Origin of the sequence: Roseibium litorale (assembly GCF_014842915.1) — a bacterium.
GTDB lineage: Bacteria > Pseudomonadota > Alphaproteobacteria > Rhizobiales > Stappiaceae > Roseibium > Roseibium litorale.
Map to the genome: position 1 here is coordinate 36,529 of NZ_JACYXI010000002.1, position 17,462 is coordinate 53,990.

The following is a 17,462-nucleotide window of genomic DNA, read 5'->3' on the forward strand; positions in this document are numbered from 1 at the left end:
GTTTGATTTTAAATTCAAAGGCCGCCTCCGGTAAAGCTTGGCGGCCTTTTCATTTTCAAGGAAGCATCCTTTATGTGCGGTATTGTCGGTATTCTCGGATCTTTGGATGTGGCGCCCCGGCTTGTGGATGCGCTGAAGCGCCTGGAATACCGGGGCTACGACTCAGCCGGTATTGCCGCGCTCGAGAACGGCAAGCTTGTGCGCAGCCGCGCCGAAGGCAAGCTGCGCAATCTGGAAGCCCGGCTCGCCAGCCAACCGGTCGGCGGCTCTGTTGGTATCGGCCACACCCGCTGGGCAACCCATGGCGGCCCGAGTGTGATCAATGCCCATCCGCATATGGTTGGCCGGGTTGCCGTCGTTCACAATGGCATCATCGAGAATTATCTGGAGCTGCGCGCCGAGGTCTCCGCCAACGGCGCGGTCATCACCTCCGAGACCGACACAGAAGTGGTGGCCCATCTGGTCAATGCCCAGCTGGAAAAAGGGCTCTCGCCGGTGGATGCCGTGGAAGTGGTTCTGCCCCGCCTTCATGGCGCCTTTGCGCTTGCCTTCCTGTTCGAGGGCGAAGAGGACCTGCTCATTGGCGCCCGTAAGGGCTCCCCGCTGGCTGTCGGTCACGGCGAAGGCGAAATGTTCCTCGGCTCCGACGCCATCGCCCTGTCGCCCTTCACCGACCGGGTCACCTATCTGGAAGAGGGCGACTGGGCCGTTCTGACAAGGTCAGGCGTCACCATTCGCGATAGCAGCAATGCGGTCGTCAGCCGCCCGGAGGCAAAGTCCTCCGTGACGGCTGCGCTGATGGACAAGGGCAATTACCGGCACTTCATGGCCAAGGAAATCCACGAGCAGCCGGAAGTTCTGGGCCATACCCTCTCGCGCTACATCGACCTCGGCAACAGCCGGGTGAAGGTGCCGGGCGCCGAAGCCGTCGACTTTTCCAAGCTGAACCGCATCCTCATTTCCGCTTGTGGAACGGCGTATCTGGCGGGCCTCGTTGCCAAATACTGGTTTGAGAAATACGCCCGCCTGCCGGTCGATATCGATATTGCCTCCGAGTTCCGCTACCGGGAAACGCCGGTCGCCAAGGGCGAGTTCGCGCTTTTCATTTCCCAGTCCGGCGAGACCGCGGATACGCTCGCCTCTCTGCGCTATTGCAAGGAAAACGGCGCCACCATCGGCGCCGTGGTCAATGTGCCGGAAAGCACCATTGCCCGGGAATCCGATGTCGTCTTCCAGACCATTGCCGGACCGGAAATCGGTGTTGCCTCCACAAAGGCTTTCACCTGTCAGCTCGCGGTACTAGCTGCTCTTGCGCTCCATGCAGGCCGTCAGCGCGGCACGGTAAGCGAGGCACAGGAAAAGGATCTGGTGGCAGCCCTCGGCTCCATTCCCGGTCTCGCGGTTCAGGCTCTCAAGTGCGAGACCAGCATCGAGGCGCTGGCCCTGCCGCTGTCGCGCGTCAGCAACGCGCTTTACCTTGGCCGGGGCACCAATTTCCCGCTGGCGCTGGAAGGGGCGCTCAAGCTCAAGGAACTGTCCTACATTCACGCCGAAGGCTATGCCGCCGGTGAGCTCAAGCATGGTCCGATCGCCTTGATCGACGAGAACATGCCTGTCTTCGTTATCGCTCCCCACGACAGCATCTATGAGAAGACCGTCTCCAACATGCAGGAAGTGGCCGCCCGTGGTGGACGCATTGTGCTGATCACCGATCAGAAGGGGGCGGACGCCAGCGGCAATGCGGCTCAAAACACTGTGATTCTGCCGGATGTTCCGGAAATCGCGGCACCGATCATCTATGCCCTGCCTGTGCAGATGATCGCCTATCACACGGCGGTTTTCATGGGCACGGATGTGGACCAGCCACGCAACCTCGCCAAGTCTGTGACGGTGGAGTAAGGGCAGATGAAAGGCTACAGGATTGCGCCTTTCGCGGAGCGGCACCGCTGCGCCGTGATCGATTTATGGGCAGCCTGTGGTCTCATCCGCCCCTGGAACGATCCTGACAAGGACATTGACCGGAAGCTCACCGATCCGGTGGGCCAGTTCCTGCTGGTGCTGACCGGTGAGGGGGAGAGTGAAGCAGTCGTCGGGTCGGTGATGGTTGGCTACGACGGCCATCGCGGATCGATCTACTATCTGGCGGTTCATCCGGACCATCAGTCTGCCGGTCTTGGCCGCTGGCTGATGGAGCATTGCGAACAGTTTCTTCTGGCCCTCGGCTGCCCCAAGATCGGCCTGGCCGTCCGCCGCAGCAACACGGCGGTACTGGCGTTCTATGACCGGTTGGGGTTCGCGGAGGACGATGCGGTTCTGCTGGGCAAGCGGCTCATTCCGGATATCTGACTCAGCGTCACCAACCGCCTGATCCTATTTGATGATTCAAAATGAAAGGGCGCTCAACTGATGTGTGAGCCGATCCGTTCAGGACATTTCTCCGGGAGGCGCGGGGCGGGTGGCGACGAAGACCGCACAGCTGATCATGACGGCTGCGACAAGGGCTGCCAGCCAGGCTTGAGGCCGGGCGCTGAGATAAAAGACCCCGTAGCCGAAGGTCATTCCGGCCAGCGCCAGGCATTTGGCCCTGAACGGAATAGCGCCATGGTCGCGCCAGGCTTGTACCGGAGGGCCGAAGGTCGGATGCGAAAGAATGCGGGCCTCCAGCTCCGGCGAGGAACGGGCGAAACAGCCAGCCGCCAGAATGAAGAAGATCGTTGTCGGCAGAAGCGGCAGGAAAGCGCCGATCACACCGAGGACGACAAAACCGGCTCCGAGGGCCTTGAAGGTGGTGCGCCGCAAGGGCTGCCTCCAATTGGTGCAGGTGAAGCGGCTGATCGCACAAAAAATCTCAGCCGGGAAGGATACCGCAGTGCATCCTGACGCATTATGTAGACAAGCGGAAGTGTGAAAGCGAGTGGCCGCCGGCGTCAGAATGTCTGCAGGCGCGGGCACATGACATCGAAGGGGAAGGTGCAGTGAATGAGCAGTGATGACATGTCCCCCGAGATTCCGCCGGTTATCGAGCCGAAGCGCCGGCACCGGTTCGCAACGCGGTTGCGGAACTATTTTCTCACGGGACTGGTCATCGCGGGGCCGATCGGCATCACCCTTTGGCTGACATGGACTTTCATCCATTGGGTCGATAGCTGGGTAAAGCCCGTTCTTCCCACGGCCTACAGCCCTGAAACCTATCTGCCGTTTTCCGTGCCCGGCCTTGGCCTGATTGTGGCTGTGATGGTTCTGACCCTGCTGGGGTTTCTGGCAGCCAATTTCCTTGGCCGGAGCCTGCTGTCCTTCGGCGAGTCTCTCGTCAATCGCATGCCGCTGGTGCGCAATCTCTACAGCGGGCTGAAGCAGATCTTCGAGACGGTTCTGGATGAGCGCGGCAATTCCTTCAAAAAGGCGGCCCTGATCGAATATCCCCGCAAGGGTCTTTGGGCCGTCGTGTTCATCTCGACCGAAACGCGAGGGGAAATCGCCCGCAAGCTTGAAGGCACGGCGGAGACGGTTGCCGTGTTTCTTCCAACGACGCCCAACCCGACCTCGGGCTTCCTTCTGTTCGTGCCCAAGGACGAGATCATCGAGCTCAACATGAGCGTCGAGGATGCCGCCAAGCTGATCATCTCCGCCGGTCTGGTCAATCCGGAGCTTCCCGAGATCGCCGCCGCCCAGCAGACGGGCAAGAAGGTGCTGGAAAGCGCCGCTGTGTAGGGCCGGTTTTTCGCTTGGCTGTCCAGTTCAAGTCCTGTTGGGCTCCGAAAAAAAAACGGCGTCTTTCCTTGGCGAAATTCGGACAACGAAGGCCGAGACGGTCTGCACACCTCTCCTCCGTCATGCCATGGCTTGACCATGGCATCCATGCCGCAACCTAGAGGCAACAGCACCGCTTTGGTTTGAAGAGCCGAAACGGCATGGATCCTCGGGTCACGCCCGAGGATGACGGCCGGGAGGTAAGGCTTGCCCTTTGACTGGCTGTCGAAAGCCGTTCACGCGAAAAAAAACAGACTTCAGCCCGCCCGGAGCAGGCGGATTGCCTCGTCGCGGGAGAAGAGATAGAGCAGGCTCCTGAGCGCATCGCCGCGCGGGGTTTTCAGGTCCGGATCGGTTTCCAGGATCAGCCGGGCGTCATCTCTGGCCACTTCCATCAGATCCGCATGCTCTTCCGGGCGGGCAATACGGAAGCCGGGCGTGCCGGACTGGCGGGTGCCGAGAATTTCGCCGCCGCCGCGCAGTTTCAGGTCTTCCTCGGCAATCAGGAAGCCGTCGTTGGTTTGGCGCATGATGTTAAGCCGGGCGCCGGCCGTCTCGCCGAGCGGACCCTTGTAGAGCAGCACGCAGGACGAGGGCTTGTCGCCGCGCCCCACACGGCCCCGGAGCTGATGCAGCTGGGCCAGGCCAAAGCGTTCCGCATGTTCAATCACGATGATCGTGGCATCCGGCACATCCACCCCCACTTCGATGACGGTGGTCGCCACAAGAACCCGCGTCTCGCCGGATTTGAAGGCCTGCATGGCCGCGTCCTTCTCTTCTGCGGACATGCGCCCGTGGACCAGCGACACCTTCTGGCGCAGGGCCTGTTCCAGAACCCGGTGGCGGTCTTCAACGGCAGCCAGGTCGATTTTTTCGGACTCCTCCACCAGCGGGCAGACCCAATAGACCTTCTGCCCTTCGGCAATGGCCGAACGGATGCGGCCGATAATTTCGTCCAGCCGGTCGAGCGAAACCGAGACAGTTGTGATCGGCTTGCGGCCAACCGGCTTGTCGGTCAGGCGTGAGACGTCCATGTCGCCAAAGCATGTCAGCACCAGGGTGCGCGGAATGGGCGTTGCGGTCATGACCAGGACATCGACGCCCTTGCCCTTGGCGGAGAGCGCCAGGCGCTGGTGAACACCGAAGCGGTGCTGCTCGTCCACGACAACAAGGCCGAGGTCCTTGAATGTGACGGAGCCCTGAAAAAGGGCATGCGTGCCGACCACCAGGTCGATCTCGCCCGCATCCAGCTTTTCCTGTGTGAGGCGGCGTTCGCGGGCCGTGTCCTTGCCGGTCAAAAGCGCGAGCCGGATGCCAACCTTTTCGCACAGCGGTGCCATGGAGGCGAAATGCTGACGGGCGAGAATTTCCGTTGGCGCCATCAGCGCACCTTGCGCGCCTGCCTCGATCACCTGGGCGAGGGCGGCCAGTGCCACCACGGTCTTGCCCGCGCCCACATCGCCCTGAAGCAGGCGGAGCATGCGGGTCGGTTCGGCAAGGTCCTTGTTGATGTCCTCGATTGCGGAGACCTGACCGGGCGTCAGTGCGAAGGGCAGGGCTGAGATGACCTGCTTCTGCAGCTTGCCTGAAGGCTTGCGGACAATGCCGCCGAGCTGCCGCATGTTGGCCCGCACCAGGGCAAGCGCAAGCTGGCTCGCGAGCAACTCGTCATAGGCAAGCCGCTGCAGGAAGGGCGATTCCGGATCAATGTCCTGCTGCTCTTCCGGCTGGTGCAGACGGCGAAGCGCCTCGTCAAAATCGGGCCAGTGGTTCTGGTCCTTGTGCGGGCCATTCAGCCATTCGGGCAGGGCAGGCAGCTTTGTCAGAGCCGCCCCAACGGCCTTTTGCAATGTCTTGGGTGAAAGGCCTGCAGTCAGCGGATAGACCGGCTCCAGCGGCGGCATGGCGTCGGCTTCTTCCGGTGCCAGCACATAATCCGGATGGACCATCTGCGGCCTCTCGCTGAACCATTCCACCTTGCCCGAGACGATCCGCCGCTCGCCAACGGGGAACTGCTTTTCCAGCCAGTCCCGGCGCGGGTGGAAAAACACGAAGGCAATTGAGCCCGTGTCGTCAAAGGCGAGCACCCGGTAAGGCGCCTTGCCGCCGCGCGGACCGGGCATGTGCCGGTCGATGGTCACGTCCAGCGTAACGATCTGGCCGCTTTCGCAATAGGCGATGCCCGGCCTGTGGCGACGGTCAATGACCCCATGAGGCGCATGAAACAGAAGATCGGAGACGGTCGCCTCGCGCCCTGGCTGGGTGGACAGGAACGCCGTCAGCAACTGCGCAATCTTCGGGCCGATCCCCGGCAGGGTCGATACGGAGGCAAACAGCGGATCGAGAACCGAGGGGCGCATGGCAGGAGCGGACTTTCCGTTCGGTGCGGGGCGATAGACTGCGGAGCGGACCGCAGGGTGAAGCGAACGGTCTCCTTGTGCCACGAAGAAACGGATGTACGCAATATGTTCTCATTTTTCATTGGAAGACGCTGACATAGGCGCGTGACGGGGCTATATAGCGCCGATGCCTCCCGCATTGCGCAGCCGCGTTTTGCCCGGAGACCAGATATTCCGCCGAGCCAAGGACACCGGACCCGGATGACACAGCCTCTCGACCAAAAGCCAGAACGCGACAACCGCCGCAAGCGCATCCTGTTCCGCTGCTGGCACCGGGGCATGAAGGAAATGGATCTGCTGCTGGGCGGTTTCGTCGAGGTGCATATCGATTCCCTGAATGAGGCCGAGCTGGACGAGCTGGAGCATATCGTGACAGCCCACGATCAGGATCTTTATGCCTGGATGACCGGACGCAAGCCTCTGCCGGAAGAGTGGGACGGCCCGCTTTACCGCCGCATCGTCACCTGGCATCAGGACGAGATCGCCGCCGGACGGATCATCACCGCCCGCGATCTTTAAGCTGCTCCTGCGGCTTCCCCATATTTCTGCGACCCAAGATCCAAGCGACAAGGAAGAGCGCCGTGTTTGAAAGCCTGCTGAAGGACCAGGCCAATATCACCCTTGCCAGCGTGCCGGACGGCGCAGAGGCGCATGCCCTGGCGCGCATTCTCGCGGAAAGTGGCACCAAGGGCTTGTCGCTGGTCTTTGTCGCCCGTGATGCGACGCGCATGCAGATGATCACCGAGGCGCTGTCCTTCTTCGCGCCGGATGTCGAGGTGATGCAACTGCCCGCCTGGGACTGTCTGCCCTATGACCGGGTATCCCCGAACCCCGGCATCAGCGCCCGCCGCCTGATGGCCCTTGGCGCGCTGGCCCATGGACTGCCGGAGACAAAGCAGACCCTTCTCCTGACCACGGTCAATGCAGCCGTGCAGCGGGTGCCAAACCGGGAGTGGATGCGCCAGCAGACCCTGGCCATGGCGCCGGGCAACCGGCTCGACATGGGCGGCATTGCCTCATGGCTGGACATGAACGGCTTCTCCCGCACCTCGACCGTGCGGGAAACCGGTGAATTCGCCGTGCGCGGCGGCATCATCGATCTCTTCACGCCGGGCTCTGAAGAACCTGTCCGTCTGGATTTCTTTGGCGACACGCTGGAATCGATCCGTTCTTTTGATCCGGAAACCCAACGCACCTTGAAGCAGCTCAAACGCCTTGATCTAGTGCCCATGAGCGAAGTGGTGCTGTCGGAAGAATCAATTTCCCGCTTCCGCCGGTCCTATCTGGCCCAGTTCGGCGCGGCGAGCCGTGACGATGTGCTCTACCAGTCTGTCAGCGATGGCCGCCGCTATGCGGGCATGGAGCATTGGTTGCCGTTGTTCCATGAGCGGCTGGAAACCCTCTTTGACTATCTGGGCGCGGCGCCGGTGGTTCTGGATGCGCGGGCAGGCGACGCGGTGCGCGAGCGTCTCGATCAGGTGGGCGAGCATTATGCCGCCCGCCAGGAGGCCCGTGAGAGCGGCCGCAGCGCAGGCTCCGTGCCTTATATGCCGGTCGAGCCGTCCGCCCTGTACCTCGGTGACAACGAGTGGACGGCTGTGCTTGCTGACCGGGCCAGCGCAGCGCTTGATCCTTTCACCCCGCCGCCGGGTTCCGGCAAGCTGGTGGTGGATCTGGCTGGCCGTCAGGGCCGGACTTTTGCAGCCGAGCGTGCTGCCGGTGACATCAACATCTTCGATGCGTTGACCGCTCATGTGAAGACCTTGCAGAAGGCTGGCAAGCGCACGGTGATCGCCTGCTGGTCTGAAGGTTCGCGCGACCGTCTCGGACAGATCCTCTCCGACCACGGCCTGACCGCCGCCAAGGAAGTGGAAACCCTGGCTGCTGTCGACGCGCTGCCGAAGGCTGTGACCGCGCTCTGCGTTCTGGGCATCGAGCATGGCTTCGAGCTGGAAGACATCTCCTTCATCGGCGAGCAGGACATTCTGGGCGACCGCCTTGTCCGCAAGAGCCGCAAGAAGGGCAAGGGCGCCAATGTCATCACCGAGGCAACGGGTCTTTCGGAAGGCGATCTGGTCGTCCATGTGGACCACGGAATCGGGCGTTTTATCGGCCTGAAGACCGTTGAGGCGCTTGGAGCGCCCCATGATTGCCTCGAGCTGCAATATGCCGGAGGCGACAAGCTCTATCTGCCGGTCGAAAACATCGAGCTTCTGTCGCGCTACGGCTCGGAAGACACGGAAGCGCAGCTCGACAAACTGGGCGGGGGGGCCTGGCAGGCCCGCAAGGCCAAGCTGAAGAAGCGCATTCTTGAAATCGCTGATGGCCTGATCAAGACGGCTGCTGCCCGCGCTCTCAAGACCGCACCGGTGGTCGAGGTGCCGGACGGGGTTTACGACGAATTTGCCACCCGTTTTCCCTATGACGAAACGGAAGACCAGCTCAACGCCATCGACGCGGTCTTTGGCGATTTGGCGTCGGGCCGCCCGATGGACCGGCTGGTTTGCGGCGATGTGGGTTTCGGCAAGACGGAAGTGGCCCTGCGCGCGGCCTTTCTGGCAGCCATGTCCGGGCGTCAGGTCGCGGTGGTGGTGCCGACAACGCTTCTGTCGCGCCAGCATTTCCGTACCTTCTCAGAGCGCTTCCACGGTCTGCCGATCAACGTGGCCCATGCCTCGCGTCTGGTGCCGGCAAAACAGCTCAACGAGAACAAGAAGGGCCTGGCTGATGGCTCCGTTGACATCGTCGTCGGCACCCATGCGCTGCTCGGCAAGGGAGTGACCTTCCGCGACCTTGGCCTCTTGATCATCGATGAAGAGCAGCATTTCGGCGTCAAGCACAAGGAACGGCTGAAAGAGCTGAAGTCCGATGTACATGTGCTGACGCTCTCCGCAACGCCGATCCCGCGCACCTTGCAGCTGGCCCTGACCGGCGTTCGCGAGCTCTCCCTGATCGCAACGCCGCCGGTGGACCGACTGGCGGTGCGCACCTTTGTGTCGCCCTTCGACCCGCTGGTGGTGCGCGAAGCCCTGCTGCGCGAGCATTACCGCGGCGGCCAAAGCTTCTATGTTTGCCCGCGCCTGGCGGATCTGGCCGAGCAGAAGCAGTTTCTGGAAGAAAGCGTGCCGGAGTTGAAAGTGGCTGTCGCCCACGGCCAGATGCCGCCGGGCGAGCTGGAAGACGTCATGAATGCCTTCTACGAGGGCAAGTACAACGTGCTTCTGTCCACCACCATCGTGGAATCCGGTCTCGACATTCCGACCGCAAACACCCTGATCGTGCACAGGGCGGACATGTTTGGTCTGGCCCAGCTCTATCAGCTGCGCGGCCGCGTTGGGCGGTCCAAGACCCGCGCCTATGCGCTCTTCACCGTTCCGGCCAAGAAGACCTTGACCACAACGGCGGAACGCCGCCTGAAGGTGTTGCAGTCGCTGGAAACCCTAGGTGCGGGCTTCCAGCTTGCCAGCCACGATCTGGACATTCGCGGTGCGGGCAACCTGCTTGGCGAAGAACAGTCCGGACACGTCAAGGAAGTTGGCTTCGAGCTCTATCAGCAGATGCTGGAAGAGGCGGTGGCAAGCCTGAAGGACGGCGGCGAGGACATGGGCGAAGAGCAGTGGTCGCCGCAGATCAACATCGGCACGCCCGTGCTCATCCCGGAAAGCTACGTGCCGGATCTTCAGCTGCGCCTGTCGCTCTACCGCCGTCTCGGCGATCTGACAGAGGCCGGGGAAATCGACGCCTTCGGCGCGGAAATGATCGACCGCTTCGGACCGATGCCGGAAGAAGTGCAGCACCTCCTGAAGATTGTCTTCATCAAGGGGCTGTGCCGGAAAGCTAATGTGGAGAAGGTGGACGCGGGGCCCAAAGGCATCGTCATCACCTTCCGCAACAGCGAGTTCCCGAACCCGGCAGCCCTCGTTGGCTATATCGCCGAGCAGGGCGTGCTGGCCAAGATCCGGCCGGACCAGAAAGTCGTGCTCACCCGCGACTGGGAAAAGACCGACACACGGCTCAAGGGCGCAGCAACGATTCTGGCCAAGCTCGCCAAGCTGGCGGCGGGGTAGACGTGGCGTTTCTGCCGGGATTCTTGTCCGCTTCGCCCGCTGTCACTTTCTGCCGCCGGTATGTCACCTCTGGCGCAGTATGGCTCTGGACAAACGCTGCAACAGGCCTTTCAGACCGCTCCACTCACAACCGGCATTTTCCTGGTAGAATTTTTCCTCAGCCCTGAGGCGGCTGATCCTGCCCTGTGGATGTTCGCCATCCCGGCGATGGAACGCAATGCAGAAAAACGGGATCATGATGGAACCTCTCCGGTAAACTCCATCTCTCTTATTGTCCTTCTATTTTGTGGTGACATAGATCCAATTCTGCGCGATGTATTTCAATTATGAAAAACGTCGCCTGGGATCTGTACCAACTCTTCCTCGTTGTCGCCCGCAAAGGCGGCTTAAGCGCTGCCGCCACAGCCTCCGGCATGAGCGCCCCCACGCTTGGGCGTAGAATGCTGGAATTGGAACAGGGTCTTGGGCGCGAGTTGTTTCTACGCAGCCAGACGGGCTACGAGTTGACAGCCGATGGCCAGGCATTGCTCGAGCAGTTGAAGGATATGGAATCCGCGGTCCGGAAGCTTGATGCCTGGCAAGGCTCTGCCAAGGGAGACGTGCTGGTCCGGATCGCCGCCGGAACCTGGATCGGTCTGCTGATATCCGAGAATTTTTCAACACTCTGGCAGCCGCACGACGGGTTTCGGGTCGAACTGACGATTGGCGAGCAGCGGGCCAATCTTGCTTATCGCGAGAATGACATTGGAATCCGGGCCTTTGCACCTGAGGAGCCCAACCTGGCTTCACGTTCAGCTGGCGAGGTCGCATATGCGCCCTTTCGTGCCCGCAACAGCACCGCAACAGGATCTGAGGTCTGGCTGGCGGTCGACCGGGACAATGCCCATTCAGCTTACCTGCGGTGGCCTCACGAGCAGGTTGCCGGCAAGATTATGACGACCGTCAACCGGCCGCGGTCCCTCAGGGATCTTGCGCTTTCCGGGGCAGGCATTGCGGTTCTGCCCTGCGTCGCCGGGGATTTGGAACCCGGTTTGGAGCGGGCAGGAGAGGAGATAGGAAGTCTCAGACACCGCCAGTGGATCGTGATGAACGACGACGACCGGCACCGTCCGGAAATTCGCACGGTGCTTGACAGATTGTCCGGCCTGCTTGGCCGTTACCGGGACGTTTTGGCTGGGCGAAGGCCGGGGCAGATCGTGTGAAGTCTTGAGATCATGAAGGGCTACGGCGTTCTGTTCTCCAGCAAGGTACGGGCTTCTGCCTGATAGGCGGTGATCCGTGCCGCATGATGGAGCGAACGTTGCAGCCAGCGCAGGGCGTCCGTATGGGCAAAGACTTCGGGCAGGGAATAGATCCCCGCATGTTCGCCCAGGAGCAATGCCCGCCGGTGCTGCATCGTCCGGTGGTTGACCCATTGTTCCAGCCGGGCAAGGCGCTGAGGAATGGTTCTGTCTCCGTCCTGCGCCGCGCGGTTTAGCAGGCCGCCAAGGACAAGCGCTGCCCGCCGGAGCTTTCTGTCGGATAGAAGAACCGGCACGAATTCATGGGCTTGCGAACGTCTCAAGAGCCGCCGCAGGTGATCGGTTTCATGCAGGAGCGCTGAAAAAAGACTGGTCTCACGGGCCTGATCAGGATCGGCCTTGATCGCGGACAGGAAGGTTTCAAGCTCTCCAAGGGCAACGCTCACCTCCGCATCTGACGAGACATCCGGGGCCGCATGCGCAGTGCCGCTAAGCCTGCCGCCCATGGCCCCAAAGATCCGCCGGGCGATCCGCGTTTCCGTGGTCTGCACGGCTGTGAGTGCCGCAAGCGTGTCTGGAAGCAGTCTGCGGTCCAGGGCGTCCGTCAAGGCATCGTTCTCGCTTGGGATCAGCGCAATGATCAGCCTGGCGAAGGGGCCGCTGACCGGAAGCATCAGAACGGCGCCCAGGATGTTGAACAGGCTGTGGAAGGTGACGAGCGCCGCCGGATCGTTCGCGGCGAACACGCTCCCGAGCGCCTTTGTGATCGCCCCCAGGAACAGGAAGGCTGCCAGGCCGGTGATGATGTTGTAGACCACATGAGCAACGGCTGTCCGGCGCATGTTCCGTGATCCGCCAAATGTTGCAAGAAGCGCTGTGGCGGTGGTGCCTACATCCATCCCCACAATCAGGGAGGCGCCTTGCGCCAGCGTGACGCTTCCGGCGCTGTAGAGGACCAGTGCCATGGCGACACCTGCGCTGGATGACTGGATGATCAGCGTGATCACAGCCCCCAGAAGCAGCAGATAGAACCGCCCGAGCCAGGTGTCTGCGGGCAGGCTCTGCGGCGTCAGCCAGTCGCGGAACACGGCGGCGCCGTTCTGCATCATGCCGAGGCCGATGAAGATCAGGCAGAAGCCCGCAAGAACAAGCCCGATGCGTGCGACCCTGGCGTTGCCCGCCGTCCGCATCAGGCTGGCCACAAGCAAAAGAGGCAGGGCAGCCGTCTCCAGACTGAGCTTCAGACCAAGAAGGGCAACAATCCAGCCCGTTATCGTTGTTCCGATGTTTGCGCCGTAAATGACGCCCAATGCCTGAGGGAAGGTGATCAGACCTGCCCCGACAAAGCTGATCACGGTGACCATCGTCGCGCTGGAAGACTGGATGATGGCCGTGGTGAACATGCCGGCCACCGCCCCGCTGAACGGGGACCTGGTGAAGCGGGTTAGCACGGCCCTCATTCTTGCGTTTGCAAGTTGCCGGAGGGCATCTGTCAGGACGAACATCCCGAACAGGAAGATGCCGGTCCCGCCAAGCAGCGCAAGGAAATGTGTGTTCATAAAGGTCTCGTTTGGTGGATGCGCTGCGCAAACCGGTTCATGTCCCTCTGAGCGTAGCCCCAAGCTGCAGGCGGGCGGAACCGGTAATCCGCCGCATCCGTGTCTTTCCTGATCCTGCTAGCTTGCTCTGAGCCTTTTAGATTTGCCCTTGCAATAAAATGAAAACAGACCAATCATATGAGTAGACATTTCACATCATATGGAGCCTTGTGGCCATGATACCGGTAATTGCAGCTCCAGAAGCACCCGTCGTCCGGCCGCTTGGCGAGCCTGACCGGGACAAAATCGGGACGCTCTTGAAGGCTGTTACCAGACTGGTTGAGGCCTGGAATCTGACCAATGAGGAGGCCGCCGCGCTTTTGGACGTGTCTCCGGCGACGTGGGGGCGCATGAAGTCGGGCAAGTACAAGGGCGAGATCGACCGGGACAAGATCACCCGCATCAGTTTGCTTGTCGGCATCTTCAAGGGGTTGCGGCTGCTCTTCAATGGTCCTTTGACCTACGGCTGGGTCAAGTTGCCGAACCGGGGCGGCCTCTTCCGGGGCAAGACGCCCTGCGAGGTGATGATCAATGGCGGCATCGTCGCCATGTACCGGGTGCGCCAGCATATTGATGCGCTGCGCGGCGGGGTGTGAGCATGCTGCAAGACCTGCCGGTCCGGGACTTCACCGACGCAGCAACAATCCGCCTGATCTCCACCGCCTATGTTGATGAACCGGCGATGGCGCCGCTGGCGGACACCGCCGGGGAGCTGGACTTTCTGGCTGAGATCGAAGCGCTGACGTCCGCACGCCAGACCGGTGAACTGCCCGTGCCCGATGGCATTCATCCGCTGGAACTGCAGAACGAGCGTCATGGTTATGGCTGGACCTATGTCAACGCCGCCTTCTGCTACACCCGAGCTGACGGAGGCCGGTTCAACGGCCCGGAGCGCGGCGCCTGGTATGCGGCCTATGGCGAAGATGCAGCCGCAACCACGCGGGCCGAGGTCACGTTTCATCTCACGCGCGAGCTGGAGGCAACCGGCTGCTTTGAGAACATCACCTTCTACCGGGAGCTTTTGGCTGGCTTCACCACGCGGTTTCACGATCTGAGCGGGTGCAAGGAAGAGGCTTTCCTCGCCGCCGATCCGCATCAGGCCTACCCTGCGGGCCAGGCGCTGGCGCGGGAGGTTCTGGCGGCGGATGGTAACGGGGTTCTTTATCCCTCTGCCCGCAGGCCGGGTGGCAAATGCCTTGCCGCCTTCCGGCCCAATCTGGTGCAGAACATCCGCCAGGGACGGACGTGGGTCTTCGAATGGCAGGGCGTGCCGGTGCCTTTGATTTCAGAGCGTTGACCAGTGGCGCTTAGCGGCACTTTGCCCTGTGGATCAACAGCCTTGCCACATTCCTTCAACTCTCCCTTAACCAGCTTGCCCGCATGATGGCGTCAGACCATCCTAGTGTTTTGTTGGGTCCATCATCGTGCCAGTCACCACCACTCGTCAGCGCAAGAAATCGTTTCTTCGCCGTCTGATTATTCCCTCAGTTGCGACCGCTGTTCTTGCCTATTTCGGCTTTCACGCGCTGAATGGGGAGTTCGGTCTGGTCGGGCGCGCCCGGATCGAACGGGAGGTTGCGGATCTGCAATCGCAGCTGGATAAGCTGGTTGCAGAGCGTCAGGAACTGACCGCAAGGGTCAGCCTGCTGCGTCCGGAAAGCCTTGATCCGGACATGATCGACGAGCGCGCGCGCCTGAACCTCAACTTGAGCCAGGCTAACGAACTCACAATTCTGCGTCCTCGCCCGCTGCAACAGCAGCATTAACAGGTTTCCTGTTAAAACATCCAAATAAACCAGAATTCAGTTAAACACAGATTGTTGCGGAAAATCAGTCGATTACCGCACTGCATCTGGGAAGTTGCGGCTGCTTGGATTGACAAGTGGACCGGGTTATTTTCCGTTGGTCTTTCCATGGGGAAACGTCAGCTTGAGATGAGGGAAATGGCAGCTACAAAAAGAACATCTTCCGGCACTGGCGCAAAAGCCGCAAGCCGGTCCCGCGGCGCCGGCGATAACTCGGCTCCCGCCATCGCGGAGTTCAGCAAGGAGCAGGAGCTCCATGCCTACCGTGAAATGCTTCTCATCCGCCGGTTTGAGGAAAAGGCTGGCCAGCTCTATGGCATGGGCCTGATCGGCGGGTTCTGTCACCTTTACATCGGTCAGGAAGCTGTCGTCGTCGGCATGCAGATGGCCAAGAAGGACGGTGATCAGATGATCACCGGCTATCGTGACCACGGCCACATGCTGGCCATGGACCTGGACCCGAACGGCGTCATGGCCGAGTTGACGGGACGCCGCGGCGGCCTGTCCAAGGGCAAGGGCGGGTCCATGCACATGTTCTCCAAGGAAAAGCACTTCTACGGCGGCCACGGCATCGTCGGCGCCCAGGTGGCGCTTGGCACCGGTCTCGGCTTTGCCAACAAGTACCGGGACAATGGCAACGTCGCCATGGCCTTCTTCGGCGATGGCGCGTCTAACCAGGGTCAGGTCTACGAAAGCTTCAACATGGCCCAGCTGTGGAAGCTGCCGGTCGTGTATGTGATTGAAAACAACAAATACGGCATGGGCACCTCCGTCGAGCGCTCCTCCGCCACCACAGACCTTTCCCAGCGCGGGGCCTCCTTTGGCATTCCGGGCGAGCAGGTTGATGGCATGGACGTGCGCGCCGTTCTGGCTGCCTCCGAACGCGCTCTGGAATACTGCCGGACCGGCAAGGGGCCGTACATCCTGGAAATGGTGACCTACCGTTACCGTGGCCACTCCATGTCCGACCCGGCCAAGTACCGGTCCAAGGACGAAGTGCAGAAGATGCGCACCGAGCACGATCCGATCGAGCAGGTCCGCAAGCGCGTGCTGGATGCCAACTGGGCAACAGAGGACGATCTGAAGGCAATCGACAAGGATGTCCGCGCCCGTGTGGCCGAGGCAGCCGAATTTGCCCAGAACGATCCGGAGCCGGATGTGTCCGAGCTCTACACCGACATTCTGCTCTAAGGCCGGGGAGTTACCATGCCGATTGATATTCTGATGCCGGCTCTTTCTCCGACGATGGAAGAGGGCAAGCTCGCCAAGTGGCTCAAGGCCGAAGGCGACACCGTGACTGCAGGCGACGTGATCGCCGAAATCGAAACTGACAAGGCGACCATGGAAGTGGAAGCCGTGGACGAGGGCGTTCTGGGCAAGATCCTTGTGGCCGAGGGCACCGAAGGTGTGAAGGTCAACGAGAAGATCGCTATCCTCCTTGCTGAAGGGGAAGATGCGAGCGCTGCGGATGCTGCCGCCAGCGCGCCTGCTGCAGCGCCGGCTCCGGCCAAGGAAGAAGCGCCTGCCTCCAGCGCTGCTCCGGTGCCCGCTGCTCCGGTTGCAAGCGAACCCGCCGAAGATCCGGAAATTCCGGCCGGTACCCCGATGAAGTCCTCCACCGTCCGCGAAGCTCTGCGCGACGCGATGGCCGAGGAAATGCGCCGCGATGGCGATGTCTTCGTCATGGGTGAAGAAGTCGCCGAATACCAGGGTGCCTACAAGATCACCCAGGGGCTTCTTGACGAGTTCGGCGCCAAGCGCGTCATCGACACCCCGATCACCGAACACGGCTTTGCCGGTTTGGGCGTCGGCGCTGCGATGACCGGCCTGAAGCCGATCGTCGAGTTCATGACCTTCAACTTCGCCATGCAGGCGATCGACCACATCATCAACTCCGCTGCCAAAACGCTCTATATGTCCGGCGGTCAGATGGGTGCTCCGATTGTCTTCCGCGGCCCGAACGGCGCAGCTGCCCGCGTGGGTGCCCAGCACTCCCAGGATTATGCGTCCTGGTACGCGCATATTCCGGGCCTGAAGGTTATCCAGCCGTGGTCCGCAGCGGATGCGAAGGGCCTTTTGAAGGCCGCGATCCGCGACCCGAACCCGGTTGTGTTCCTGGAAAACGAGATCCTCTACGGCCAGTCCTTCGAGATCCCGGACATGGACGACTTCGTCCTGCCGATCGGCAAGGCAAAGGTCGAGCGCTCCGGTTCCGACGTGACCCTGGTCTCCTGGGGCATCGGCATGACCTACACCATGAAGGCTGCCGATGAGCTGGCCGGAATGGGCATTTCCGCCGAGGTCGTCAACCTGCGCACGATCCGTCCGCTGGACATCGACACGGTTCTGGCTTCGGTCCGCAAGACCGGCCGTCTGGTGACCATCGAGGAAGCTTATCCGATGTGCTCGGTGTCTTCCGAAATCGCCTATCAGGTTCAGGAGAAGGCCTTCGATTATCTCGATGCCCCGATCCTGCGCGTCACCGGCAAGGATGTTCCGATGCCTTACGCCGCGAACCTGGAAAAGCTGGCCCTGCCGAACGTTGGTGAGGTCATCGACGCGGTCAAGGCCGTCACCTACACGGCTTAAGGCGAGAGGGAGG

15 protein-coding genes are annotated in these 17,462 nt (G+C 61.5%); 12 read left to right on the forward strand and 3 right to left on the reverse strand.

All coding sequences use genetic code 11. The features are described 5' to 3' along the window. Positions 1-72 precede the first annotated feature (72 nt). Both glmS and IG616_RS04195 read left to right on the forward strand, forming a co-directional pair. Positions 73-1,899: a glutamine--fructose-6-phosphate transaminase (isomerizing) gene (gene glmS, locus IG616_RS04190; RefSeq protein WP_192146799.1), complete on the forward strand. Its 1,827-nt coding sequence runs from the start codon at positions 73-75 to the stop codon at positions 1,897-1,899. Positions 1,900-1,905: 6 nt separating this feature from the next. Then, complete coding sequence (locus IG616_RS04195; protein ID WP_192146801.1) at positions 1,906-2,346, forward strand: GNAT family acetyltransferase; 441 nt, start codon at positions 1,906-1,908, stop codon at positions 2,344-2,346. A gap of 78 nt (positions 2,347-2,424) precedes the next feature. On the opposite strand, the gene IG616_RS04200 is transcribed toward IG616_RS04195, so the two are convergent. After that, positions 2,425-2,799 carry a YbaN family protein gene (locus IG616_RS04200; protein WP_192146803.1) on the reverse strand — a complete coding sequence of 125 codons (375 nt, stop codon included), beginning with the start codon at positions 2,797-2,799 and terminating at the stop codon, positions 2,425-2,427. 195 nt (positions 2,800-2,994) lie between these two features. Here IG616_RS04200 and IG616_RS04205 point away from each other — a divergent pair, with 195 nt between their 5' ends. Then, positions 2,995-3,711: a DUF502 domain-containing protein gene (locus IG616_RS04205; protein WP_246476126.1), complete on the forward strand. Its 717-nt coding sequence runs from the start codon at positions 2,995-2,997 to the stop codon at positions 3,709-3,711. A 296-nt stretch (positions 3,712-4,007) separates the two neighbouring features. On the opposite strand, the gene recG is transcribed toward IG616_RS04205, so the two are convergent. After that, a complete protein-coding gene (gene recG, locus IG616_RS04210) occupies positions 4,008-6,110 on the reverse strand; it encodes an ATP-dependent DNA helicase RecG (RefSeq protein ID WP_192146807.1) in 2,103 nt (700 codons plus the stop codon). A gap of 240 nt (positions 6,111-6,350) precedes the next feature. Here recG and IG616_RS04215 point away from each other — a divergent pair, with 240 nt between their 5' ends. From IG616_RS04215 to IG616_RS04230, 4 genes are all read left to right on the forward strand, one after another. Further along, positions 6,351-6,668 carry an FAD assembly factor SdhE gene (locus IG616_RS04215; protein ID WP_192146809.1) on the forward strand — a complete coding sequence of 106 codons (318 nt, stop codon included), beginning with the start codon at positions 6,351-6,353 and terminating at the stop codon, positions 6,666-6,668. Positions 6,669-6,730: 62 nt separating this feature from the next. Beyond that, positions 6,731-10,216, forward strand: a complete 3,486-nt coding sequence (gene mfd, locus IG616_RS04220) for a transcription-repair coupling factor (protein WP_192146811.1) — start codon at positions 6,731-6,733, stop codon at positions 10,214-10,216. Between the two features lie 60 nt (positions 10,217-10,276). Next, the gene (locus tag IG616_RS04225) at positions 10,277-10,546 is read left to right on the forward strand and encodes a hypothetical protein (protein WP_192146813.1); all 270 of its coding nucleotides are present in this window, start codon (positions 10,277-10,279) and stop codon (positions 10,544-10,546) included. Further along, a complete protein-coding gene (locus tag IG616_RS04230) occupies positions 10,543-11,418 on the forward strand; it encodes a LysR family transcriptional regulator (protein WP_192146815.1) in 876 nt (291 codons plus the stop codon). The genes IG616_RS04225 and IG616_RS04230 overlap by 4 nt, the downstream gene beginning before the upstream one ends. Positions 11,419-11,438: 20 nt before the next feature. Here the strand turns inward: IG616_RS04230 and IG616_RS04235 are convergent, their stop codons facing one another. Beyond that, a complete protein-coding gene (locus IG616_RS04235) occupies positions 11,439-13,016 on the reverse strand; it encodes a Na/Pi cotransporter family protein (protein ID WP_192146817.1) in 1,578 nt (525 codons plus the stop codon). Between the two features lie 215 nt (positions 13,017-13,231). Here IG616_RS04235 and IG616_RS22970 point away from each other — a divergent pair, with 215 nt between their 5' ends. The 5 genes from IG616_RS22970 to IG616_RS04260 all read left to right on the forward strand — a co-directional run bounded on the left by IG616_RS22970 (position 13,232) and on the right by IG616_RS04260 (position 17,449). Further along, positions 13,232-13,651 carry an antitoxin Xre-like helix-turn-helix domain-containing protein gene (locus IG616_RS22970; RefSeq protein ID WP_192146819.1) on the forward strand — a complete coding sequence of 140 codons (420 nt, stop codon included), beginning with the start codon at positions 13,232-13,234 and terminating at the stop codon, positions 13,649-13,651. A gap of 2 nt (positions 13,652-13,653) precedes the next feature. Next, a complete protein-coding gene (locus IG616_RS04245) occupies positions 13,654-14,352 on the forward strand; it encodes an RES family NAD+ phosphorylase (RefSeq protein WP_246476111.1) in 699 nt (232 codons plus the stop codon). A 127-nt stretch (positions 14,353-14,479) separates the two neighbouring features. After that, complete coding sequence (locus IG616_RS04250) at positions 14,480-14,821, forward strand: septum formation initiator family protein (protein ID WP_192146821.1); 342 nt, start codon at positions 14,480-14,482, stop codon at positions 14,819-14,821. A 177-nt stretch (positions 14,822-14,998) separates the two neighbouring features. Then, a complete protein-coding gene (gene pdhA, locus IG616_RS04255) occupies positions 14,999-16,051 on the forward strand; it encodes a pyruvate dehydrogenase (acetyl-transferring) E1 component subunit alpha (RefSeq protein WP_192146823.1) in 1,053 nt (350 codons plus the stop codon). Between the two features lie 15 nt (positions 16,052-16,066). After that, positions 16,067-17,449: a pyruvate dehydrogenase complex E1 component subunit beta gene (locus tag IG616_RS04260; protein ID WP_192146825.1), complete on the forward strand. Its 1,383-nt coding sequence runs from the start codon at positions 16,067-16,069 to the stop codon at positions 17,447-17,449. The last annotated feature ends 13 nt before the right edge of the window (positions 17,450-17,462 follow it).

Coding starts and splice junctions, on each gene's coding strand:
- glmS (WP_192146799.1), top strand. CDS start 73: ATGTGCGGTATTGTCGGTATTCTCGGATCTTTGGATGTGGCGCCCCGG.
- IG616_RS04195 (WP_192146801.1), top strand. CDS start 1,906: ATGAAAGGCTACAGGATTGCGCCTTTCGCGGAGCGGCACCGCTGCGCC.
- IG616_RS04205 (WP_246476126.1), top strand. CDS start 2,995: ATGTCCCCCGAGATTCCGCCGGTTATCGAGCCGAAGCGCCGGCACCGG.
- recG (WP_192146807.1), bottom strand. CDS start 6,110: ATGCGCCCCTCGGTTCTCGATCCGCTGTTTGCCTCCGTATCGACCCTG.
- IG616_RS04215 (WP_192146809.1), top strand. CDS start 6,351: ATGACACAGCCTCTCGACCAAAAGCCAGAACGCGACAACCGCCGCAAG.
- IG616_RS04225 (WP_192146813.1), top strand. CDS start 10,277: ATGTCACCTCTGGCGCAGTATGGCTCTGGACAAACGCTGCAACAGGCC.
- IG616_RS04230 (WP_192146815.1), top strand. CDS start 10,543: ATGAAAAACGTCGCCTGGGATCTGTACCAACTCTTCCTCGTTGTCGCC.
- IG616_RS04235 (WP_192146817.1), bottom strand. CDS start 13,016: ATGAACACACATTTCCTTGCGCTGCTTGGCGGGACCGGCATCTTCCTG.
- IG616_RS22970 (WP_192146819.1), top strand. CDS start 13,232: ATGATACCGGTAATTGCAGCTCCAGAAGCACCCGTCGTCCGGCCGCTT.
- IG616_RS04245 (WP_246476111.1), top strand. CDS start 13,654: ATGCTGCAAGACCTGCCGGTCCGGGACTTCACCGACGCAGCAACAATC.
- pdhA (WP_192146823.1), top strand. CDS start 14,999: ATGGCAGCTACAAAAAGAACATCTTCCGGCACTGGCGCAAAAGCCGCA.
- IG616_RS04260 (WP_192146825.1), top strand. CDS start 16,067: ATGCCGATTGATATTCTGATGCCGGCTCTTTCTCCGACGATGGAAGAG.